This window comes from Microcoleus sp. w1-18aA5, from assembly GCF_036701705.1.
Taxonomy (GTDB): Bacteria; Cyanobacteriota; Cyanobacteriia; order Cyanobacteriales; family Microcoleaceae; genus Microcoleus.
This window is the reverse complement of record NZ_JAUPTE010000004.1, coordinates 75,187-93,069: the sequence shown is the minus strand read 5'-3', so window position 1 is coordinate 93,069 and position 17,883 is coordinate 75,187. Positions and strand designations below refer to the sequence as shown.

The window sequence follows — 17,883 nt, the reverse complement described above, 5'->3', positions numbered from 1 at the left end:
TTATATCAAATCCGGCTGAAAAATTCGGTTTTAACCTGCCGACTCGAAGTCCCATGATACAAAAACTCTCCTGTTCCCAAAGCGCAACTAAAAGTAAAGAGAAAAAAGCAACTTAGGGTACCTTACTGCGTCAAGTCAATGAATAAATTGCAAGTCAGTAGGAAATCTTTCTTCTTCTGGTTCTGGATCATAAATGTAATCGCAGTCAAAACGCAGAGCTTGAGAGTGGCGACTGATAGAAAATCCGCAATTACTCACCATTTCTGTAGTAAAAGTTGCCATAACTAACTCAATGAGCCTTCTGTAGGAAATGTTAGGTAGTTGAACGTAATAGGTGCGTCTGGCAAAAAAGATTCTCTCATCTTTCGGTAGAATTATGCCATTAATTCTGTGCGCGTGCTGAATCGGCTTGATATAGGTTTCAATAAACTGCGACTGATTTTTTTGCAGTCTCGCTAATCTTTCGTGTTGCAACCAGCTCATTTGAAACACAATTTTAATAAATTCAAAGCCCAAAATGTAGTTAAAAACATTATTACGTTCTTCTGTACTCAAGACGAAGCGGAGTGCTGATTCTAAATATTGGTCAGTTTCTCGGAGCGATTGTTGAGCTGAGTGGATATAAAATTGTTTGATGTAGCTTCTTAAATCTGATTCGTTTAATTGTTTTTTGACCCGAAATCTGATTAAATACTCTTTTACTCGGTGTAGAGTATCTACATCTTCAAACATTTTTGAGACTAAACCGTCGGCTGTATAATTATCTAAAAATTCTGCTTGCAAGTCGGGAGTAGATGCACACAATATGTAGCAGAGGGACAAGACATAGCGCCGTTGGTTCCAAGGCAAGCTTTGGGCCCATTCTTTAACTTCTACAGGGAGTTTTTGTAGCACGGTATCTGTGTGGGGGAATTGAGCAAGGTCGGCATATTTATGTTTTTGTTTAATCATTGCCTGAAACCTTATATTAGTAAGTATACAGAGTAGTAGATCGCAGATGATGGGAGAGGGGAGCTGCGAGGAAGGGCTGTCAGTTATTCTATCTTATTTTCTTGCCATCTATCTAAATATACATTCTGGAGGGAACAGAAGGCGTGATCTGTCTCACACTTTAGCGAGTTTTAAATCACAAATGCTAGCTCTTCGCATCACATTTTGCGACTGTGAGTGTCACTCATAAAACTTATTCACGTCACCGGAGCAAGAGTGGGTTTCGTTGAGGATTAAGTCGGGTGATTCATAAGTTTTTGTTAGTAATGATTACTGAGATCAATCATGAACTTGACTACAAGTATTTTCCCGGAAAATCAGTGCCAAGACTTAACTTTTTGCGATCGCCTCGTGCAACAAGTGCGACAGTGGCTTGATAGCATTGCCGTGGGAGAGCCACAAGTAACTCAGTGGTGTGCCAACTTATACCCGCACGGTGTCCTTTTGAGAGAGATATTCCGTTATAGGGACACCATCTTTTCCACATACCGCCTATGTGCAAGCTTAATCCTGTGTATGAGGAATTAGTGCGGTTGCGTTTTCGATCGCCCTCGTTTTTTCCTAACCTATACGGGGAAGATGTAACGCGGTAGCTAATTGAGGGGTGTCATACCTCGATCGCCCATTGATATCAATTATTTATGGGGTCTGTCGCTCTGGTAGTTGCGAGAGCCATAATTTAAGCCATAATTGTTGATAATATCAATGGATGCCTGTCGATAGGAGTGGGTATTCATCGTGGCGCTTAAGCCAAAAATAACATCAAACTGTAGCAGCAAAAACAATAACTATAAAAATAATTTAATAATCTACATGGGCTCAGGGAAGTGAATATGTTTAACGCAACTGAACTGCTGATTAAGGCTTTTGTCAATCGCCTGATTGAAGGCTACCGCCACACTTATGGCGGGTTTAAATCTGACTATGGCGAAATTATTGCTTGGGTGGCGAGTATGGCTTTAGAAAATATTGCTAATAGCGATGCTCTTTACCATAATGTCGAACACACTATTTTAGTGACCTTGGTGGGACAAGCAATTCTGGGTGGTAAACACATCCGCGAAGGGGGTGTTTCCTGCGAAGATTGGCTGCACTTCCACATTGCTTTGCTATGTCACGATATCGGGTATGTTAAAGGTGTTTGCCGACAAGATAGAATAGATTTGGGACTGTATGCGACGGGAATAGGCGACCTGAAATTAACGCTGCCTCCGGGGACGACGGATGCTAGTTTGATGCTTTATCATGTCGATCGCGGAAAAATGTTTATTGACGAGCGTTTTGGCGGTCACAAACTGATTGATGCTGAGCTGGTTAAGCATAATATTGAGCTGACTCGTTTTCCAGTTCCTGCAAATGAAGATTATCAAGATACTGTAAATTATCCTGGTTTAGTTCGGGCTGCTGATTTAATTGGTCAGTTGAGTGATCCGCGATATTTGCAAAAGATTGCGGCGCTGTTTTACGAGTTTGAGGAAATTGGGCAAAATCGGGTTTTGGGCTATCAAAATCCGGGGGAGTTGCGGGATGGTTATCCCACGTTTTATTGGAATGTGGTTTATCGGTATGTGAAGGATGCGATCGGCTATTTGGAACTGACGCAGCAGGGGAAACAAGTTGTTGCTAATCTGAGCGCCAATGTTTTTCGGGTGGAGCATTCTCAGGTTCCAGAGTCTGCGGTGGCTGTAGTTAGGTAGGGTTCGGATGGATGTCCATTTATAGAATTGCCCAAATTCAATAAACAATTGGATGAGTTAGAAACTTTGACTGACAATTGCGTTTATTTTATGAAAAATGCTCCCAGTTTGGAAGTGGTACCGCAAACAATGGAAATAGTCTCGGAAATACAGCAAGCCTTTGCTATTGCTAATGAAACTAACTTTAATCCAGAAGATTTAGCCGATTTAGAAGCACGCGAAAGGTATATTCTGGATCAGCAGGGAATGTTGCGAAAGGGAATTGAAGAAGGACTCGCAGAAGACAGAGAAGAAGGACTCGCGCTAGGAATGAGAGAAAAGGCTCTGGAAATTGCTAGGTAACTTCTCAATGTCCTTGACAATCAAACCATTAGTCAAACTACTGGTTTGAGCGTTGAAGATATCCAAAACTTGCGGGAGGAATGGAAGGAAGGGAAAAAGTACGATCGCACAAGTAGTGTACCTTTTCTCGTTACCAGGATCAGCCTGGTAGCGTAGGTTTTTGAGGCTTTGCATCTTGGATTGAGAATTACGCTAAATATTAACTCTCATCCACTTAATGCTCAAGGATGAGTCTGCCCTCCGTCTAAAGGAAGATTTCATTAAACCAGTAAATTCCGTATGATGCTGTAAAAGTCAGTCAGAGGGGAAAGCTATCTCCGACTCCAGTTCCGAATAACTGACCAATCTTACAATATAAAAAAATACATCTCATGACACCAGTCACTCCCAATCAAACTTCCTCTCAATACGAAGTTAGCGAATCAGAAGAAAAAATTGAGTCTCTGGTAGAAGAAGTTAAGCCAGAAAGCGAAATCGATTTAGAATTCCTCTACACCAGAGACATTGAATTCCGACAAGAAACAATTTATTTCATTGTAGTCGATCGCTTTTACGACGGCGACCCCGAAAATAACGAAGGCCCCAACCCAGAACTTTACGATCCAGAAGGGAAAGATTGGGGCAAATATTGGGGCGGCGACTTGCAGGGAGTTATCGATAAACTAGATTACTTAAAAGATATGGGAGTAACCGCCGTTTGGCTGACTCCACTGTTCGAGCAAGTTGAAGCATTATTTGTCGAACAAGCTGCAATTCACGGCTACTGGACTAAAGATTTCAAGCGACTAAATCCCCGCTTCATTGCCACAAGCGACAATCCTTCTATCAATCAAACACAAGAAACTAAAGATACCGTATTTGACAAATTAGTATACGAGTTGCACCAGCGAAACATGAAACTCGTGCTCGATATTGTCTGCAATCACAGCAACCCAGATTTTAGTGGTAAAAAAGGTGAACTCTATGACGACGGCGTAAAAATAGCTGACTTTAACGACGATGACGATGACTGGTATCACCACTATGGCGAAGTCACAAACTGGGAAGATGAATGGCAAGTTCAAAACTGCGAACTGTCTGGTTTAGCAACTTTCAATGAAAACAATATTGCCTACCGGAATTACATTAAATCAGCAATTAAACAATGGCTGGACAGAGGTGTTGATGCTTTGCGGGTTGATACAGTCAAGCATATGCCTATTTGGTTTTGGCAGGAATTTAATGCTGACATTTTAACACATAGACCTGATGTTTTCATTTTTGGAGAATGGATTTACAGCGACCCGAGAAACGATCGTTCTGTGGAATTTGCCAACGAGTCGGGGATGACTATTTTAGATTTTGGTCTGTGCGTGGCAATTCGAGAAGTATTGGGGAAGGGTGCGGGCGCGGGATTTAAGTTAGTCCAAGATGTCCTGAATTTGGATCACCGCTACTACGGGGCGACGGAGTTGATTACTTTTATTGACAACCACGATATGCCCAGGTTTCAGTCGTTGAATCCAGATCCAGAAATGCTGCATTTGGCGATATGTTTAATTATGACGACTCGCGGTATTCCCTGCATTTATTACGGCACTGAACAGTATCTGCACGATGATACAGATGGGGGAAATGACCCCTACAACCGCCCCATGATGGAAAAGTGGAATACTGATGCGCCGATTTACCGAGATGTGCGGTTGCTGTCTGGATTGCGGCGGCTGAATCCAGCTATTTCGATGGGGAGTCAGTGGCAAAAATATCTAACTCCTGATGTTTATTGTTACGTGCGCCGCTATCGCGATTCCGTGGTGTTTGTAGCGATGAATCGTGGCAGTTATGTTACAACAATTGAAGAGGTTGATACTGAGCTGCCTGATGGAGAGCATACGGAGGTTTTATCGCGCCGCAAGTTTGAAGTTAAAGATGGGATGCTGTACAACCTTGAGTTGGGTTCGCAGGAAGTAATGATTTTTAGCCGCGTCGGCGAGCGAGTTAAGGCGAAAACTATTGTGCGGGCGCAGCTTAACAGCGTTAGAACTCAGCCTGGGGAAAGAATTGTGGTGATTGGAGATTGTCCTGAACTGGGGAATTGGGATATTAGTAAGGGTTTCCCGTTGGAGTATATCAATACTAATACTTGGTTCGGGGAAATTCCTTTTAATGAAAGTGCCGGGAAGTTAATTTCTTATAAGTATGCGCTGCTACGGGAAGGACTGTCGCCGCTGCGAGAAAATCTGGTTTGCCGCCGCTGGGTTTTAGTTTCGGAAGGGACTGTGAAATGGCGGGATAAGTGGGCGAGTGGACGGGAGTCTTAATAGTTTTGATTTCTCAGTTTTGAGTGAAACCGTTTTAGGCACAGACACCGGGTTTGATAAACGAAAGTAATTCCTTAAGGCTTTCGATTATCTTTTTAAAACCCGGTTTATTTAGTAGGTACGTAACTGCTGTGAAATTTAATTAGGAACTGCAACTCATAATTTATTATTTTTTAAATATGATTTAGGTAATAAATAGTTGGGCTTTTTATCTATATCAGTAAGGTGTGCATTGTGCATCCTCCGGGCGTGATGTATGGTGCGCCGAGGCGCACCATACATTTTTATTAAAGCGATCGCAATTTCTCGACCAAAACATCGATATAAAGTTCGCTGCTATGCTGGTTCACAACCATTTCGTAGCCCCGCTGCACTTGAGATTCAGCTTCTTGAGGATTTTTTAGCAAATGGACGGACGATCGCCTCGCGCAAACCTGCTGCCTCTCCCACATCTACGACTTTGGCAATATGCGGGGCCGCTAAATAATCGACGATACCTTGAGTCCGAGTAATGACGACCGGCCGCTTGCAGGCCATGGCTTCCAGCAAAACCTGCACTCCAGCAGCATATTTATTGTCTACCAAACAAACTGCAATTACGTCTGCATCGCGGTAAAGCTGCACTAAATCCGGCCATTCGTAGAACTTGCGGGACATATTTTCTGGCATAGTATCGGGGAAAGCTTGCGATAAAGCCTTAGCATCTTGAGAAAAACCGCTAATTTTTACCGCAAACGGTGCTGATGTTTAGGAAACCGGGTTGATCGACACCCGCACGCAAATCCTGTACGAATCAAAAACAGTGACACAGGCCGATCGATTCCATCGATTCCAAGGACTTAAGCTTTTATGCTGAAGTTAGCTAAAAAATTTATGTTTAACCTCATGTATATTTCTCCAGAGCAAGACAAAAAAATTCGCTACACCCTGCGCGAGAGCGGTCAAGAAGCTTACAAGCTAGCAGCCGAACCTTTTGAAGTTTCAGAGAAAGGGCCCAACGACTACGTGACGAGTATCGATCAATACCTAGACCGACAACTATCGGCAGCATTTAGCGCTTTGTTTCCTGAAGACGGCTGGATCACCGAGGAAAACAGCTCCTCCAGAGCAGCTTACGGGGCTAATTACCAGCGCCTCTGGTGCATCGATCCCCTGGACGGGACAGAAGAATTTATTCGGGGAAAACTACACTACGCTTCGATGGTGGGGCTGCTGCTTGAGGACGAACCTGTGGCCGGCTGGCTCTACGCCCCGGCTTTTGACCAAATGTATTTTGGCGGCAAAGATTGGGGATTGTTCCAAACTGTGGGAACCCAAGCGCCGCAGCCGATCTCGCTATGCAAACCCCCGGCTCTGACAGCGGAAAATTGTAAAATTATTCTCGGAGACAAAGACCAGAAAAACTACGCCAGGGCGATCGCCCAAAGCATCCCCGGAGCAGAATTTTACTCGCTGGGCAGCTTTGGCTTAAAAGTGATGGAAGTTATCTTCGGTCGAGCTGGTTTGTATCTGTATCTCAATGGCAGAGTTAAAGTGTGGGATACCGTCGGCCCTCTGGCTTTAGCAAAAGCAGCCGGATTGGTTTGTTGCGACTTGCAAGGTCAACCGCTGAGGTGGACTAAAGATGCGATCGAGCCGGAGACTCTGGCCCACACGCAGTCAATTGCGATCGGCTGGCCGGAATACATAGAACCTCTGTTGGGCAAAGTTCAACAGGCAGTGGCAGGCTTGTAAACCCGTTTAAGATTAAAGAATCTACCAATTTTACGTGAACCGAGCCTCTGCACCCTTATCATCAATTAAAGGAGCAACGGATTGTTTGTGTTCCCAAACATCGATCGTTCCCTAGCTGTTGGGTGTCGCCTAATCATATTTCCCACCTCCGCGAGTTTGCATGAAGACAGAAGCTTTCAGTGAGCTATTCCCTCTATTTAAGGGTGCTAACCCAGAAACCTTGGGAGGGCTGCTATCAAATGCGGTCAAGCATGAGTATCCCCCGGGCCGAGCTGTGGTGATGGAGGATTCTTGGGGCAACGCGATTTACTTTGTCGTGTCTGGCTGGGTAAAAGTCCGCCGCTTGTCAAACGATCGAGCTGTATCAATGGCTATTTTAGGACGGGGTGCCTTCTTCGGCGAAATGGCCATTCTGGACGAATCTCCCCGATCGAATGACGTGCTTGCTCTATCGCCCGTGCGGCTGCTCAGCGTCACAGCTCAGCGATTTATCCAAACCCTGTTTAAAGATCCGCAATTGCACCACCGGATGCTGCAACTGATGGTACGGCGACTCCGCCAAACCAATCTCCGCTATCAACTCCGAAACCGCCAGCCAGCGGTTAAACTAGCAAATACTTTAGTCGAGCTGGCAGAAAACTACGGTCAGAAAACTGCTGAGGGCAAAGATATCTTCAATATTCCTTATGAAGACTTAGCTGATGTCACAGATATCACCCTAGATGAAACCAGCAAAATTATGGAAAAACTCGATAGTAAAGGTTGGATCAAAATCGATCCAGACCGCGAAACTATCCATTTGATCAACCTCAAGCACTTGATTAATTTGGCAAGTCAATGACTGATGTTACTTATGAGGATACCTCGTCCGCTGCCGGCCACCGTCAGGTGCAATTAACAGCACCGACAATTCAATATTCGGTGGCGATGCCCAATCCTGAATCCCATCTCTTTGAAGTAACTTTGCGCGTGCAAGGTTGGTCGGAGCCGGTTCTGGATTTAAAAATGCCTGTCTGGACTCCCGGTTCTTACTTGGTTCGAGAGTACGCCCGCCACCTGCAAGATTTTAGCTCCCAGGCGGGCGATTCCCTACCAAATAGCTACGCCGCGCGTGCTTTACCTTGGCGCAAGCTCAGTAAAAATCACTGGCAAATTGAGACAAATTTGGTGTCAGATGTCACGGTTTTCTACCGCATTTTTGCCAACGAACTGACAGTGCGAACCAATCATTTAGACTCGACTCACGGTTATTTCAATCCGGCGGCTTTGTGCTTTTTCTTGCCCGGTTTTGAGCGCAACTGCTACACGGTGAAGGTTGTGCCACCGCAGCCCCAATGGCGCACCGTTACTACTTTGCCACCTGTTTCTGGCCAAAATCTTACTTTCGCTGCTGTGGATTTTGACACTCTAGTAGACAGTCCTTTTGAGATTGGCTATCACGAAGTGTACGAGTTTGAAGTGATGGGAAAACCCCACCAGCTAGTTGTTTGGGGAAAAGGCAATTTAGAACCGGAACGGGCGATTCGAGACATCCAAAAAGTGATCGAAGTCGAGGCAAAAATGTTCGGCGGTTTACCTTACGAACGCTATGTGTTTTTCCTGCATTTGTCCAGTTCAGGTTTTGGCGGTTTGGAACACAAGGAGAGTTGCACTCTCAACTATCCGCGTTTCGGTTTTCGGGCTAAGGAAAAGTATGAACGCTTTATTCAGTTGGTGGCTCACGAGTTTTTTCACCTGTGGAATGTCAAGCGCATTCGACCGAAAGCTCTGGAAGTATTTGACTACGAAAAAGAGAATTATACTCCTTCTTTATGGTTCTCTGAAGGCACTACCAGTTATTACGATTTGGTGATTCCTTTTCGAGCGGGTCTCTACAGCATCAAAGGTTTTTTCCAAGGTATGGCTAAGGAAATTACTCGCTTGCAGACGACTCCGGGGCGGAACGTGCAGCCTCTGAGTGAGTCGAGCTGGGATGCTTGGATTAAACTTTATCGCCGGGATTCTAACAGCGACAATTCACAGATTTCCTATTATTTGAAAGGGGAAGTAGTTTCATTTTTGCTCGATTTGTTGATTCGAGCCAGACACGGCAATGAGCGATCTCTGGACGATGTGATGCGTTTAATGTGGCAGCAGTTTGGCAAGGCTAATTCGGCTGAAAATGGCGATTTTGACCTGAAGTCGGAAACAGACGGCAAGTCGGCGCATTTGACATCAAACGGAAAGTTAAATTCTGCTTCGCTGCCCGCAGAAATAGGCTTTACTCCCGAAGAGTTGCAAAGTGCGATCGAGTCCGTCGCCGGCATCGATTTGAGCGACTTTTTTGCGCGCTATATAGACGGCACAGAAGAGTTGCCTTACAACAAGTATCTGGAACCTTTCGGGCTGCAAATTTCGGTAGATGAAACTGACCGAAACCCTCGCATCGGTTGGACGTTGGGAACGGAAAACGGACGGGAAATGGTTAAATTTGTCGAAGTAGGATCTCCGGCACAATTGGCGGGAATTGACGCTGGGGACGAGTTGCTGGCGATCGAAGGTTTTCGGGTAAATTCAGAACAAGCAGGCGAGAGGCTTAAAGATTATCAGCCGGGGGACACAATAGAGGTGACAGTTTTTCACCAAGACGAACTGCGGACTCGTCGTGTGACTCTCGCGCCGCCCCTGCCTGGCCGTTACTCGATCGTGCCTGTGGACAAGCCCACTACTATTCAGAAACAAAACTTTACTGGATGGCTGGGAGTTCCTCTATCAAAATTGTGACATAAATGAAGGGGAACCGGAAAGAAAAAACTAGAAGGAATCAAGCTGAACTCCCAATTCCCAATTCCCAATTCCCAATTCCCAATTCCCAATTACCAATTTTGATTATGCAAACCCCACCTCCTCCATCAATTACGCCCCGCCAGATGAATCTGCTGAGAATTGTTGCTTCTATGGCATGGGCAGACGGCGAACTCGCTACCGAAGAAGTTAATTTAATGCTTGATCGCTTTTGTCGTTTGTTTGCCCCAGATACCGACGGACAACAAATGCAACAAGAACTGCGGGATTACATCATGCAAAATATTCCCCTTGATGAGTTGATCGGTCAACTAGAAACTCAAGATGAAAGGGAATTAGTCCTGCAACTCGGCTATGAAGTGATTTCTTCTAGTTCTCGCACTCCCGATGAACCAAAAATTAACGCTGAAGAAGCCGCAGCTTATCACAAATTAGTCACGTTGCTGAATCTTTCAGAGGATGTGGTCAAGCGTATTGAAGCTGAATCATCGGCTGCAGATACTTCAGAGGGAATTGTCGAGAAGATGGCTCACAAATTAGAAAAGTTCATCAAAGGCTAGTTAGTGACTTGCGCGCGCTTGGCTTAAAAACCCGGTTGATTCCTAGATTTCTCGTTACTCAACCTGGAATTTTTCGTAGAAACCGGGAATAAGCCTCCTATGCCTAAGTCTTTTTAGGTAAGTATCGCACTCATATTTTTATGAGTGAAACTATTTATAGCAAGTCTATTTGAGTCGTGAATGTAGAACCACCTGAAACACTTGTGATCATTGAATCGATTGTTTACAAATCAAATGGTTTTGCTATATAAATAAAGCTCAAGGGAAATAAACCGGCTTGTGAGTCCCAATTTCCTACGATATAGTAACAAAAAAACACGGGGAAGTTGAGCATATTTTTCATCGCCGGGAACGGTAACAGAATTTGCGATCGCCCTTCCCGCGCGCTGCCTTACCCTTAACGATAATTAGGGACTTAGGCAAAGCCTAAATCCCTAATTGAGCTACCGATTTTTTGTCATCACATAAAGTGAATCCAACCAGTCATTAGTGCGGTAACTTGCTGAGGGCGTGCCAAGTTCTGTAGCCGACAATACCATCTTGGGGTAAAGCCACGCTAATTTGCAATTGTCGCACTGCTACATCTGTCATCGGCCCGAATAATCCGTCAATGAAGCCGAAATAGTATCCATTGATTTTCAAGACATTCTGAACAATTTTAACAGCATTGCCAGAACTGCCCTTCATGAGGGTCGGCATATTCACAGGTGCACCAGAGTATAGTGCTTGCCAAGTCAGGGAACCGACAATCCCATCTTCAATTAAAAAGACGCGGTGTTGATAACCTTTGACGGCGTTTTGAACTTGGACGCCGAAAATACCGTCAATCGGCCCGAAATAATATGCCCAATGATATAGAAGCTGTTGTAATTCCTTGACAGCTTGACCTGTTGAACCCATTTGTAAAGTGGGTTTGTTTACTCCAGTGGTTTCAGCAAATGCCAGACTTGATTGAGCAGTAGTATCGGCGACAAGAGCCATAGTTTCATTGTTCAAGCTTCTTTCTTCGGTGTACATAACGTGGTTCCTCTCAACATTTAAGTTTTGGTTTTGATATTTCAGGTATAACTGGTGGGATTTGTGAATGCACAGTCACTTTTTGGAGTGTCACTCATGTGAGTGTCACTCGTTTGAGTTACCCGTGGGTAGGTCGTCAGGAATGCAAGTTGCAATATTTTTATGAGGACTTCTGTCGTCACTACAAACCAAGGGGTAAGGTGCACGGTGTACACCCTACCAAATACAAAGATGCGGGGTACGCACCCTACCCATTACTGTTGATTGTTTACTCCGCAAACTCTCGCAAAGCTGGAATTAAATACTGTGTCAAAGTAAAGGCATCTACTCCTAATTCCGTCCGTTCTTTGGCAGCCAGGATTCCGGCTTGAGCGTGCCACCAAGCTGCTGTTGCTGCAACTGATTGGGGGGGGGATTTGCGGGCGATCGCAGTTGCTAATAGTCCCCCTAACAAGCCTGTGAGAACGTCGCCACTGCCGCCTCTGGCGAGGGCTGGGGTGCTTTCGGGATTGAGGTAGGTGATGCTACGTGAAGCGTAGCTATCCGGTAGGGAATCGTCCTCATCCTTCCAACTTATGCAAACTCTCGCTCCCTTGAGCAATATCGTTGCGCCGCAAAGCTGAGCTGCTGCTTGAGTTGCAGCAATTCGATCATCGCCGCTTTCGTCGGCTAAGTCGGGAAATAAACGCTTGAATTCGCCAGGGTGAGGCGTGATAATTGTCAGTGCTGAACGTTCCGACAAAATCGGGACTGTGCCGAGTTGAGCGAGGATATTTAAACCGTCAGCATCTAAAACCAGAGGTCGATCGCTCTCCATTACAGATTCTACAGCGATTGCCGCTTCCAATGTCAGACCTGGCCCTGCAGCGATCGCATCATAAGTTCCCAAATCAATTGCTACTGGCAACTCGCTAATTGCACCGCTTTGGGTTTCGGGACATCCTATAACTAATGCCTCTGGCAACTGGCTGCTCAACATCGGTTTAATCGACTCAGGAACAGCAATTGACAGCATTCCGATGCCGCTTGCTCTTGCTCCTAATGCTGCCAAAATTGCGGCTCCGCTGTAGCGGCGGGAACCTGCAATAATTAGTAAGTGACCGTTGGTGTATTTGTGCGAAATTGGCGATCGGGGTAACGGCAAATGCTGAGTTGCCGAGGCTTGTGTAATGCGTTGTATCGCTGGCGTTTCACCCAATATTGCTGCAATATCTGCTGCGGAAATATCAAAATCAATTAATTCGGAACTCCCTATATATTCTAACGCTCTATCTTGCAGAAATGCCATTTTCCACAAACCCAAACATAATGTATGTTTTGCCCGGATTGCCGTCCCCAAAACTTCTCCGGTATCTGTATGAATTCCCGATGGAATGTCTATACTTAAAATGGGTATGTTTAAATTATTTATTTCGTCAATAGCTGCTGCGGTAGCGTTATTAATTTCTCGTTCTAATCCAAAGCCAAATAAACCATCTACGAGCAAAGTGCAGTTTTTTAGATTTTCAATTTTGTCAAGAAATGAAATATTTAAAGAACGGGCATAATCAGCGTGATTTTTTGTTAGTTCTTTTAGTTTAGAAAACGGGCAGTAAATAACTACTTGGAAACCTTGAAAATGCAATTCACGGGCCACAACCAAAGCATCGCCGCCGTTGTGTCCGGGCCCAACCAATACGCCGATAACTGGCAATTGAGAATTAACAAGATTTTTCCCTTCTTCCCTTTTTCTTCTATCCGTTAAATCCCGTACACTGCTAGTTGCCGAACTTCCTTCGACTTTCAAAAGCTCCTGAATTCGTAGGGCAATCAGTCCCGCGACTTTTTCCATTAAAGCTGCGACTGGCATTCCAGCAGCAAAGATTCTGGTTTCTATTTGCCGCATTTGGTCGGCGGTGACAACAAATTTTTGAATAGTCATATTAGTGCTAAAATTTCAGCTAACAGCAGCAGTGGCAAGTTGTAGTATACTTGTGGTATAATAAATTAGCTCGATCGAACTAACTCACAGTAAAATAGCAATTTCTCTCAGAATCATGAACAAGATTGTTGTAGGCCTCTCCGGCGGGGTCGATAGTTCCGCAGCAGCCGCAATTTTACACCATCAGGGATATGAAGTGGTGGGTTTAACGCTGTGGTTGATGAAGGGCAAAGGTCAGTGCTGCTCTGAGGGAATGGTCGATGCAGCTAAAATTTGCGAAGATTTGGGCGTTCCCCACCACATTGTTGACAGCCGCGATGTTTTTCAGGCAAGTATTGTCGATTATTTGGTGGAGGGTTACAGTGCAGGAGTTACACCTCTGCCTTGTTCGCAGTGCAATAAAACTGTGAAGTTCGGGCCAATGCTTAAGTTTGCTCGCGAAGAACTCGGAATTGAAAAAATCGCTACAGGCCACTACGCTCGGATTACTTACGATGCTGCTACAGGTCGCTATCAGTTGCTGCGGGCGATCGACCCTGCAAAAGATCAGTCTTATTTCTTGTACGATCTAACACAGGATTTGTTGGCGGGTACGGAATTTCCTTTGGGGGGAATTACCAAGACAGAAACTCGCAGAATTGCGGCGGAATTTGGCTTGACAACTGCTGATAAGCCGGAAAGTCAGGATTTGTGCTTGGTGGAAAGTAACGGTTCGATGCGGGCTTTTCTGGATAAGTACATTGCGCCGCAAAAGGGTGACATTGTGGACAAGTCAGGACGGGTACTCGGGCAGCATGACGGCGTGCATCACTACACAATCGGTCAGCGGAAGGGACTAGGGATTGCTGCACCGGAACCGCTATACGTGATTGAACTTGATGCTGCTGGCAATCGGGTAATTGTGGGCGATCGACAGTTGGCGGTAGAATCTGAATGTACAGTCCAGAAAGTGAATTGGGTTTCTGTGGCTGCACCGACGGCTCCGATTCGGGCTCAGGTACAGATTCGATATCGATCGCAACCCGTCCCGACTACAATTATTCCAGTGGAATCCTCTCAAGAAGAGGAAAAAGCCGGCGGTATAAGAGTTAAGTTGATTTTTGACGAACCGCAGTTGAGCATTACCCCCGGACAAGCGGCTGTTTGGTATGACGGCGATGTGCTGTTGGGCGGCGGCATCATAGAAAGAAACCAACTCCCAAATTGATATCAGGGGTAGACGTACCCACCTCACAAGAAACTTCCCGCAAGAAAATTCACTCTTATGGGAACAGGCATCCTGCCTATTCCCATAAGCCCACAAGAAACTTCCCACAAGAAAATTCACTCTTTGTGGAACAGGCAAGATGCCTGTTCCAAAAGGAAACTTATATTTCATTTCCCAGGGGTACATTTACTTAACTAACTTTTTTTCCAAACGCAAGATATTTCCCCTAGCATTAGTGCGGTAAACCCAAGTTTGCCTACCATCAGAAACCACAACCCGCCAACCTTCGACAATCATTTGACCGCAAATTTCATCCGCTTTCGAGAGTCCTAAACAAGTATTCGGCCAACTTTGTCCGCTTGATTCCGTTATTTTCAACTTGTCAGCAGCAATGCCAGTGGAGCCCGACAACTCTCGGCGAACTGCTTCTGCTACGGTTGCGGGCAATTGCTTCGGGGGATTTTTGCGCGTACCCTCGGCGAAATTCCCCGGTTCGGAAGTGAGTGTATTAAGTGCCAATACCGAATAGCTGATTGTTTGGGGCACCGCGGCTGAGGAAAATTGCTGCGCGGTTTGCTGCTGTTGCCTTTCCAACTGGGCAAGGGAATCTTTGAGGGCGCCCGCGTTAGCCGCAGCGGTGTGTCTTAGCGCCGGATACATTTCCCATACCAGAATTCCTGTCAGCACCAAAGCCAAGATTACAGGATTGGGCTGCTTTTGGTCTCGGTGTTTATTTTTTTGAAGTTTATTTTTGGAGATTCTTTTCATCATACGCCCTCTGCCTCACTTTACACAATGCGCGATCGCTCCTGAACACTCAACTGCAGATACTTATTTAGACACTATTGCTGGTGCTATTGGTTCCTTTGTGCAGAACCCACTTGACTGCTGGTTGCTGGTGCGGCGCAAGTATTTTCTACTCGCCGCCTGCAGTTGTGTTTCAGGAAACTTGCACTACCCAGTTATTACTTAATTTTTACTTTTTGTCTCAGGGTATTAAGAAAAATTTATGCTTAAGTAAATATTCTTAAAAGCCTCTAATCCTGCCCCCAACTCTCAGTACAAATTACTATTCTGCGTTCCAAAACTGCTAAACGTGTTTTAGACTGTGGGAGGCGAGCTGAGCCAAGGATATCACAGGGATGCCGCAAAATTTGCTGCAACAGGACGAAAAGGCATTAGAAATTAAATCAGCTATCGCTGATTAATTGTATTAGCAGTGTGGTTTTCTAGAGCAATCGTCCCCGAAAATACTTTAGTAGCAAACGCTACTTTTTTTGTACAATATTTTTGAAATCTCTCGATTATGAACAGAAAATCCCTGGGAATCCATTTAATGAATCGGCTGAGTTATCCTAAAAAATTTCTCCTGATCGGTTTTCTATTTGCAATACCCTTAACCTTGGTCATGTACCTGCTGATTTCCGAAATTAACAGCAGGGTTGATTTTTCTCAAAAAGAAATCTACGGTAATCAATACCTGCGCCCGCTACGCCAGTTGAGGGAATACATACCGAAACTTCAACTGTTAAATTATCAGAGCTTAAATCCTAATTTAAGTAATTCAGAATGCAGAAACTATTTAGAAGCCAAGATAGACAAGAACTTTCAAGCCCTAGCAAATACAGATAGCCAGCTTGGAAACATATTAATGTCCCGTGATAAATTTAATAATATTTATCAAGATTGGCAAAATTTAAAACTTCGCCGCAGCCAGTGGAGTTTAGAAACTTACGATTTGGTATATCAACGCTTAGCTGCAGAGATTAATAGACTGAGCGCTCACGTCGGCAATACTTCTAATCTAATTTTAGACCCCGATCTAGATACCTATTATTTGATGGATGCTACTTTGCTGAAGATTCCAGAAATCCAAAAAATCTTGTCAGAGATTAGGCTTATTTCTCACAAAAACAGCTTGAGTTCCGATGCCACACCTGAAGAAAGAGCAAAACTAATTACTTGGGCAGGCAAACTGAGAGAAATCAATCAGGATTTAGCCATCAATATGGAGGTAGGATTTAGTAATAATCCTCACGGGAATCTGCGACAGAAATTAAGCGACGATTTGACCAAATTTAACTCCGTAGTAGAGCAGCTAACTGTGAAAATAGATAAACTGATTTATCCCACAGCCTTAGTGGAATATTATGCCTATCTCGATGGGAGCGATCTAGTTCTGAATTCGAGTTTTGAACTGTGGGACAAAACCCTCAATGAATTAAACTTTCTTCTGCAAAAACGCATTGATAGTTTTGTTGCCAAAAAACGCATAATTTCTATTCTTGTGTTAATAACCTTAGCCCTAGTTACTTATTTATTTGTAAGTTTTTACAGAAGCGTTATGCAAACTGTATTTGTCCTTGACGAAGCTGCAAAAAAGATGGCAAGCGGCAATCTAGACCACAAAATTATTTTGGATAACAGAGATGAACTGGGGCAAGTTGTGGGTGCGTTTAACAAGATTGCCGATGCCTTAGTTGGTGCAAATCAAGAAATTACTATTCTCAACGATCGCCTAAAAGCTGAAAATATGCGAATGAGCGCTGAACTAGATGTTACTCGCAAGATTCAGCAGATGCTGCTGCCAAAAGACTTAGAACTCAATGAAGTTGTGGGGTTAGATATTGCGGGATTTATGGAAGCTGCTGAGGAAGTAGGGGGCGACTATTACGACGTACTCCAACACAAAGGTAGAGTGAAAATTGGCATTGGGGATGTGACGGGACACGGATTGGAGAGCGGCGTTTTAATGATTATGGTTCAAACGGCAGTGCGAACTTTGCTCGCATACAATGAACCAGACCCAGTAAGATTTCTAAGTGCTATTAACAGTGTAATTTACGATAATGTGCAGCGCATGAAATCCGATAAAAATGCCACCCTTGCTTTGCTAGACTATGAGGAGGGGATGCTGAAGTTGAGTGGCCAGCATGAAGAAATGATTGTTGTGCGGTGTAACGGTTCTGTCGAGCGGTTTGATACAATCGATTTGGGTTTCCCGATCGGGCTGGATGTAGATATTGATAAATTTGTTGCTGAGAAAATTGTGCATTTGCGTTCAGGAGATGTGGTTGTACTATACACGGACGGGATTACGGAAGCTAAAAATATGGATAAAGTGCTTTATGGTTTAAAGAGGTTAATTGAGGTAGTAGAGATTAATTGGCAGCGTTCGGCTGCCGAAATCAGGCACGCTGTAATTAAGGACGTGCGATCGCACATCGGCGAACAAAAAGTTTTTGACGACATCACATTGCTGGTACTCAAACAAAAATAACTACTTGCATATCCCTCCTAAAGTTTAAAATATATTCAGTGATCCCCGTCA

Annotated in this window: 16 protein-coding genes; 11 read left to right on the top strand and 5 right to left on the bottom strand. The window is 44.6% G+C overall.

Translation table 11 applies throughout. The features are described 5' to 3' along the window. Positions 1 to 135: 135 nt before the first annotated feature. Positions 136 to 951 carry a cobyrinic acid a,c-diamide synthase gene (locus Q5691_RS02720; protein WP_333343863.1) on the bottom strand — a complete coding sequence of 272 codons (816 nt, stop codon included), beginning with the start codon at positions 949 to 951 and terminating at the stop codon, positions 136 to 138. 324 nt (positions 952 to 1,275) lie between these two features. Here Q5691_RS02720 and Q5691_RS02715 point away from each other — a divergent pair, with 324 nt between their 5' ends. The 5 genes from Q5691_RS02715 (at position 1,276) to Q5691_RS02695 (ending at position 5,329) form a co-directional block, all read left to right on the top strand. Next, entirely contained in the window at positions 1,276 to 1,518 is a 243-nt protein-coding gene (locus tag Q5691_RS02715; protein WP_333083077.1) for a hypothetical protein, read from the top strand. Further along, entirely contained in the window at positions 1,485 to 1,583 is a 99-nt protein-coding gene (locus tag Q5691_RS02710; RefSeq protein ID WP_445305821.1) for a Mo-dependent nitrogenase C-terminal domain-containing protein, read from the top strand. The genes Q5691_RS02715 and Q5691_RS02710 overlap by 34 nt, the downstream gene beginning before the upstream one ends. Before the next feature lie 240 nt (positions 1,584 to 1,823). Further along, positions 1,824 to 2,687, top strand: a complete 864-nt coding sequence (locus tag Q5691_RS02705) for an Npun_R2479 family HD domain-containing metalloprotein (protein WP_333343862.1) — start codon at positions 1,824 to 1,826, stop codon at positions 2,685 to 2,687. Positions 2,688 to 2,714: 27 nt separating this feature from the next. Beyond that, complete coding sequence (locus Q5691_RS02700; RefSeq protein ID WP_333343861.1) at positions 2,715 to 3,029, top strand: PD-(D/E)XK nuclease family transposase; 315 nt, start codon at positions 2,715 to 2,717, stop codon at positions 3,027 to 3,029. A gap of 371 nt (positions 3,030 to 3,400) precedes the next feature. Next, positions 3,401 to 5,329 carry an alpha-amylase family glycosyl hydrolase gene (locus tag Q5691_RS02695; RefSeq protein ID WP_333343860.1) on the top strand — a complete coding sequence of 643 codons (1,929 nt, stop codon included), beginning with the start codon at positions 3,401 to 3,403 and terminating at the stop codon, positions 5,327 to 5,329. A gap of 381 nt (positions 5,330 to 5,710) precedes the next feature. Here the strand turns inward: Q5691_RS02695 and Q5691_RS02690 are convergent, their stop codons facing one another. Further along, entirely contained in the window at positions 5,711 to 5,998 is a 288-nt protein-coding gene (locus Q5691_RS02690; RefSeq protein ID WP_333210183.1) for a glycosyltransferase, read from the bottom strand. Positions 5,999 to 6,202: 204 nt separating this feature from the next. On the opposite strand from Q5691_RS02690, the gene Q5691_RS02685 reads away from it, so the two are divergent. The 4 genes from Q5691_RS02685 (at position 6,203) to Q5691_RS02670 (ending at position 10,407) form a co-directional block, all read left to right on the top strand. Beyond that, on the top strand, positions 6,203 to 7,063 hold the full coding sequence (locus Q5691_RS02685) for an inositol monophosphatase family protein (protein WP_333210185.1): 861 nt from the start codon (positions 6,203 to 6,205) through the stop codon (positions 7,061 to 7,063). A gap of 160 nt (positions 7,064 to 7,223) precedes the next feature. Further along, a complete protein-coding gene (locus Q5691_RS02680; protein ID WP_333233197.1) occupies positions 7,224 to 7,904 on the top strand; it encodes a Crp/Fnr family transcriptional regulator in 681 nt (226 codons plus the stop codon). Continuing rightward, positions 7,901 to 9,826 carry a M61 family metallopeptidase gene (locus Q5691_RS02675; protein ID WP_333210186.1) on the top strand — a complete coding sequence of 642 codons (1,926 nt, stop codon included), beginning with the start codon at positions 7,901 to 7,903 and terminating at the stop codon, positions 9,824 to 9,826. Before Q5691_RS02680 ends, Q5691_RS02675 begins: the two co-directional genes overlap by 4 nt. 107 nt (positions 9,827 to 9,933) lie before the next feature. Next, entirely contained in the window at positions 9,934 to 10,407 is a 474-nt protein-coding gene (locus Q5691_RS02670; RefSeq protein WP_333210201.1) for a TerB family tellurite resistance protein, read from the top strand. 486 nt (positions 10,408 to 10,893) lie between these two features. On the opposite strand, the gene Q5691_RS02665 is transcribed toward Q5691_RS02670, so the two are convergent. After that, positions 10,894 to 11,424: a peptidoglycan-binding protein gene (locus Q5691_RS02665; RefSeq protein WP_333210187.1), complete on the bottom strand. Its 531-nt coding sequence runs from the start codon at positions 11,422 to 11,424 to the stop codon at positions 10,894 to 10,896. 268 nt (positions 11,425 to 11,692) lie between these two features. Further along, positions 11,693 to 13,345, bottom strand: coding sequence for an NAD(P)H-hydrate dehydratase (locus tag Q5691_RS02660; protein WP_333311667.1), 1,653 nt, complete (start codon positions 13,343 to 13,345; stop codon positions 11,693 to 11,695). Positions 13,346 to 13,460: 115 nt separating this feature from the next. Here Q5691_RS02660 and mnmA point away from each other — a divergent pair, with 115 nt between their 5' ends. After that, positions 13,461 to 14,552, top strand: coding sequence for a tRNA 2-thiouridine(34) synthase MnmA (mnmA, locus tag Q5691_RS02655; RefSeq protein ID WP_333311666.1), 1,092 nt, complete (start codon positions 13,461 to 13,463; stop codon positions 14,550 to 14,552). Positions 14,553 to 14,738: 186 nt separating this feature from the next. On the opposite strand, the gene Q5691_RS02650 is transcribed toward mnmA, so the two are convergent. Next, the gene (locus Q5691_RS02650; RefSeq protein ID WP_333210191.1) at positions 14,739 to 15,323 is read right to left on the bottom strand and encodes a hypothetical protein; all 585 of its coding nucleotides are present in this window, start codon (positions 15,321 to 15,323) and stop codon (positions 14,739 to 14,741) included. Positions 15,324 to 15,858: 535 nt separating this feature from the next. Between Q5691_RS02650 and Q5691_RS02645 the strand changes: the two genes are divergently transcribed. Beyond that, positions 15,859 to 17,832, top strand: coding sequence for a SpoIIE family protein phosphatase (locus Q5691_RS02645; protein ID WP_333343859.1), 1,974 nt, complete (start codon positions 15,859 to 15,861; stop codon positions 17,830 to 17,832). The last annotated feature ends 51 nt before the right edge of the window (positions 17,833 to 17,883 follow it).